This is a genomic window from Streptomyces sp. NRRL B-24572 (genome assembly GCF_002156145.1).
Classification (GTDB): Bacteria; Actinomycetota; Actinomycetes; order Streptomycetales; family Streptomycetaceae; genus Streptomyces; species Streptomyces vietnamensis.
This window is the reverse complement of the sequence record NZ_MWIG01000179.1, coordinates 1-5,101: the sequence shown is the minus strand read 5'-3', so window position 1 is coordinate 5,101 and position 5,101 is coordinate 1. Positions and strand designations below refer to the sequence as shown.

The following is a 5,101-nucleotide window of genomic DNA, read 5'->3' as shown; positions in this document are numbered from 1 at the left end:
ACGACGATCGCCCCCAGGAGACCCTGGGGGCGATCGCCGTTCATGTGCGCGTGCGGATCGGTCGTCGGTCAGTGGGCGTCGTCGCTCAGGCCCACTACCCGGGGGTCAAGGCCGGGGAAGTCCCCGGGCATGCCGCCCACGTCGATCGTGCGACCGTACACGCCGGCCAGGAAGGCGACGGCACCGACCGGGAACTCCGACCAGTCGCCGTTGTCTCCGCGCACGACGACCGGCCACGCGTCCGGATCGGCCGGGCTCGTCCTCCAGTAGAAGGTGTCCCCCGAGGAGGACGACGCCCAGGAGATCAGACCACCCGGCTGCGGGAAGGGGACGTAGTCCCCGGTGTCGCCCATCTCGAACAGGTCCTGAAGGATCTCGTCGTCCCTGGCCTCGGACGCCCACAACGCCTCGGTGCCGGGCCGGGGCACGGACACCGTCAGGAAGTCGTCGACGACCAGGACCGGATACGCCTCCGCCAGAGCACGGAAGTCCGAGGGCAGAGCCGTCCCGAGGGCCGCCTCGAGGACGGCCCAGTCCACTCCGCGTCCCGCCGCCGCACGCCACGGCACCATGGCCGGGAGGACGGCCTCCAGCTCTTCGATCCTCAGCATGTCGTCTGCCAATCCGGGCTGTTCTGTACCACGACGTTGCTGAACAGTACTCCGTCCTCGGTGTACGCGGACATCGTGATGCTGTCCGCGTATCCCGTCGTGTGGCTGTAGTTGACCTTGCCCGTGTACATGACCCACTTCCCGGCCGCGAGCTGCTTCTCCATCTGGATCTCGCACCGCCGCATGCCGCTCTTGTTCATGCGGGAGAACCCGGTGAAGAGGTTCTCGTCGACCCAGTCGCCGCCCACCTTGTCACCGACGATGTGCGTGCGGTCGAAGATGTTGCCCTTGCCCGACCGGTTCGTGTTCTGCGCGGGGTCCGGGAACCCGTACACGTTCACCGTGCCGGTGTCCCGGGGCGCGAGCGGAGCCTTGAGGTCCTCCGGGCAGATCAGCGCGGTCGCGCCCTGGGCACGACCCTCCCCGTCCAGCGGCTGGTACTGGAAGCGGGACGACTTGGGGTCGTCCGCACACCGCTTCCTGTTGGTCGTGTCCTCGTCCGGCCCCGGGATCGGCAGGGGGATCGGATCGGTGGTCGGCTCCGGCTCCGGGTCGTCGTCCTCGAAGAGGTCGCCGATGCCCTCCACGATCGAGTCGAAGGTGTCGTTGATGGCGGTCTGCACGTCCTGGTCGTTCACCACGACCTCGTAGGTGACGACCGCGGCGACCGCCACGAGCAGGATGGCGCCCTCGGCGAGGTCGTCGATGAGGGCGAAGTGGCCGTCCAGTTCGACGTTGCTCACCGGGTTGCCGCCGGTGAAGGCGTAGCGGTTGCCGGTGAACGCGTCGGTCCCGAGACCCATGTCGGCCAGCGCGCCGGTGTACATGTCCCGGGTGGTGAAGCGGTTGAGGCCCGGGTTGTAGTCGCGGAAGCCCATGTCGTACGTGTCGGACTGGGCGTCCCAGCGCTTGGCGTTGTAGCGGTACGGGTTGTAGTCCTCCTTGGCGGGGTTCTGGGCGTCGGGCTTGTCGATGCCGGTGAACTCCGACTCGTCGTCGCTGCCGTAGGCGGTGTAGCCGTACGTGGCCTTGGTGTCACCGTTCTTGTCGGTCAGCGCGTCGACGTCGGTGTGGCCGTTGTAGCTGTAGTACGTGGCCTCGTCCGTGCCGTCGGTGTGCTTGATCTGGGACAGGCGCTCGCCCCACGGGCTGTACTGGTAGGACTTCGACAGCTGGCCGGCGACCTTCTCGTCCAGGACCTCGCTGGAAAGACCCAGGTACTCGAAGTCCGTGGTCTTGCCGTCGGCGGTCGTGGACAGGGTGCGGTCGAGCGGGTCGAAGGTGTACGTCGTCGACTTCATCGCGCCGGTCGCGTCCGGCTTCTGGGACTCGACGACGTGGTCGAAGCCGTCGTACACGCTGCGCCCGACGACCCTGCCGTTGCTCGTGACCGACTCCTGGCGGCCGAACGGGTCGTAGTTGTACTGGAACGCCGTACCGGCGACGGACGAGCTCTGCAGCCGGTTGCGGTCGAAGGAGAACGTGGTGGTCGTGCCCTTGACGGTCTGGCTGACGACGTTGGCGTTGTCGTCGTGGACGTAGGTGTCCGTCGACGCGCCGTTGCCGGTCTTGACGGACCTGGCGAGCCGGTCGACCGGGTCGTAGGTGTAGTCGGTGGTGGAGTCGAGGTACGCCGTGTGGTTGTCGGCGTCCATCTTCTTCGTGACGTCCTGCGTCGGGTTGCCGTTGCCGTCGTACTGGTAGGTGTGCGAGGCGACCAGCGTGCCGCCCGCCTTCTTCTCCACGGTGGACGCGACCGAACCGTCGAGGAAGTAGGTGCTGTCGACGGTGTTGCCGTTGTCCTTGGTCTGCCGCAGGACCTGGCCGCGGGAGTTGTACGTGTACGACGTGACCTTGGGGGACGCGTCCGTGGCCGACTTTCCGACCGAGACCGTCTTCGTCAGATCACGGGTGTCGTAGGTGTACTTGGAGAACTGGTCGGGATGGCTGACGGTGTCCGGCAGGCTGTCGGCGTCGTAGGTGTAGGCGGTGGACTTCTTCTCCTGTCCGGCCAGCGACTCGGTGACCTTCTGGATCTGGTCGAGGCCCGTGTAGGCGATGGTGTAGGCATCGACCGGTGCACCGGGGGAGGTGTCGTCGATCGACGTCAGATTGCCGTTGACGTCGTAGCCGTAGGCGAAGGCGTGCTTCTCGTTGTCGGTGTCGGCCGCGTTGTCGCGGACGAGCTTCACGCCGTCGGCGACGACCGCACCCGCGCTGTTCTGGAACAGCCGCAGCTTGGCCGCGTTGCCCTGGGCGAAGGCGAACGAGCCGAGGCTCACCCAGGCGCCCGGGGTCGTGGTCTGGTTCCTGATGACGTCCGTGGTGGTGCCGTCGGACTTGGTCACCGTGTACTTCGCGGTCGTCGCGGCACCGGCGACCTGGGGGTAGCGCACGTACGCCGTGTAGGTGCCGTCCTTGGGGATGTTCAGCGTCCACGTGAACGCGTCCGTCCCGGCACCCGCGGCGTGGACCTGGTGGTCGAAGCCCTGCTGGCCGGGGAGGCTGGCGTGGGTCCACGTACCGGTGGAGCTGGTGTTCTGGGTGTCGGAGTTGTCGACGAGCGGGACGGCGCTGCCGACCGGTACACCGTTGTCCGACTTCGACTTCAGCTTGCCGTCCGGGTAGAACGACCAGCTCATCGTGCGGTTGGACGAGCCTCCCGCAGAGGTGAGGGTACGGGCGGTCTGGCGGCCCAGCTCGTTGTAGTCGTACGTGGTGACGATGTCCCACGGGTCCGTCGTCGACTTGGTCCAGCCGTTGTCGAAGTAGCGGTACGTGGTGTCGTTGCGGACCGTCTGGCCCTCGGACGGCGGCAGGGAGGTCCTGGCGACCCGGCCGACGGCGTCGTACTCGGTCTCGGTGTAGACGTTCGGGTCGTTGTAGCGGGCGTCGGCCGGGTCGTACGGCTGGAACTGCTTCACCGGGCGGTTCAGCGCGTCGTACTCGGTCCGGGAGGTGAAGTCGTCGGCGTTCGCCGTCTCCACTCCCCGCGGGGTGATCACCTTGGTGGTGTTGCCGACCTGGTCGTACTCGTACCGGGTCGTCCGGTAGACGATCGGCGAGGTGCCCTTGTGCGGGACCTTGACCTCGGTCTGCTTGCCGCGCTCGTCGTAGGTGATCAGGGTCTCGTTGTTCTCGGGGTCCTTGCTGGAGACGACGAGCGAGTCCTTGTCGTAGGTGCGCGAACTCGTGTTGCCCAGGGCGTCGCTCATCGAGACGGTCCGGTGATCGAGGTCGTACGACATCTTGCTGGTGTAGTCGGTGGTGTCGGCGGTCGCGTTCTTCTTCGGGTCGACGACCTTGAGGAGGTTGCCGACGTTGTCGTACTCGTAGGAGATCTTGTCGCCGACCGCGTTCACCACGGAGACGAGCTTGTAGAGCTCGTCGTAGGTGTGGGTCGTGACGTAGTCGCCGGGGTCCCCGGTGGTCGCGGTGCCCTTGGGCTGGACCGTCGTCCTCAGATGACCGGTCTTGTCGTACGTGTAGTCGGTCCTGCGCTCGGGACCGGTCGGCGTGTCCTTCGGGTCCGTCGACGAGACCATCTGGTCCGCGGCGTCGTACACCGCGGTGGACACCGCGCCGTTGGGCGCCGTGGACGTGGTGATGTTGTCGTTGGCGTCGTAGACCGGAGCCTGGAAGGTGATCAGGTCGCCGGCGGCCTGGTCCTTGGGCACGGTCTTCACCAGCGGACGGCCGAACGTGTCGTACGACTGCGTCGTCTTCTTCCCCAGCGCGTCGGTGACCTCGGTGACCTGACCGCGTACGTCGTAGACGAACGTCGACGACTTGCCCAGCGCGTCGGTGATGGTGGACGGGTAACCCGTCGGGCCGAAGCCGCTGTTGGTCGTCGGGTGTCCGTTGGCGTCCGTCGCCTTGGTCAGCTCGCCGTAGGCGTCGTACTCGTACGACGTGGTGTAGTCACCCGCCGTCGTGGTGGCGACGCCCTTGGGGTCGGTGACCGTCTTCAGGTTGCCGAAGGCGTCGTAGCCGAACTGCCAGGCGCGGCCCTCCCGTGACGTCTTGCGGAAGAGGTCCGCGGAGAAGCCGTCGGCGCGGGTCTGGTACTCGTACTTCGCCGCGTACGCCGGCCACTTGGCGGGGTCGGAGACGCAGGTCGCCGTCTGGTCCGGCACGCCGGCCCTGTTGTTCTCCGCGTCGCGCTGCCAGAGCGGGTAGCCCGTCTTCGGGTCGTAGCAGTACGCGGTCTTGGCGCCGTTGGCCTCCTCGAGGTACGTGACGTTGTTGTCCGCGTCCCACGACATCTGCGTGGTCTGCGACTTGGGGTTCGTCGTCCGGACCGGGCGGCCGAAGTCGTCCGTGACGTAGTCCGTGGCGTGGTTCTCGGCGTCGGTGACCTTGGTGGCCGTGAACTTGGGGTTCCCGGTGTCGGCCGCGTAGGTGTAACCCGTGGTGCCCTGGATGCGATCGGTGATCGTCTTGGTCCACCAGTGGTACTTCGGGTCGTCGCCGGTCTGCGGGTAGTTGTA

At 66.9% G+C, this 5,101-nt stretch carries 2 protein-coding genes; both read right to left on the bottom strand.

What is annotated here, in order from left to right:
• Window positions 1–68 precede the first annotated feature (68 nt).
• Window positions 69–611 (bottom strand): SMI1/KNR4 family protein, encoded by a 543-nt coding sequence (locus tag CCN56_RS44435; protein ID WP_256961917.1) that lies wholly within the window; start codon window positions 609–611, stop codon window positions 69–71.
• A partial coding sequence (locus tag CCN56_RS11640) for a DNA/RNA non-specific endonuclease (protein ID WP_179199802.1) occupies window positions 605–5,101 on the bottom strand: 4,497 nt, incomplete at its 5' end. The genes CCN56_RS11640 and CCN56_RS44435, both read right to left, overlap by 7 nt.

Bases quoted from the DNA above. Each gene is read 5' to 3' on its own strand.
- CCN56_RS44435 (WP_256961917.1), bottom strand. From the start codon at position 611: ATGCTGAGGATCGAAGAGCTGGAGGCCGTCCTCCCGGCCATGGTGCCG.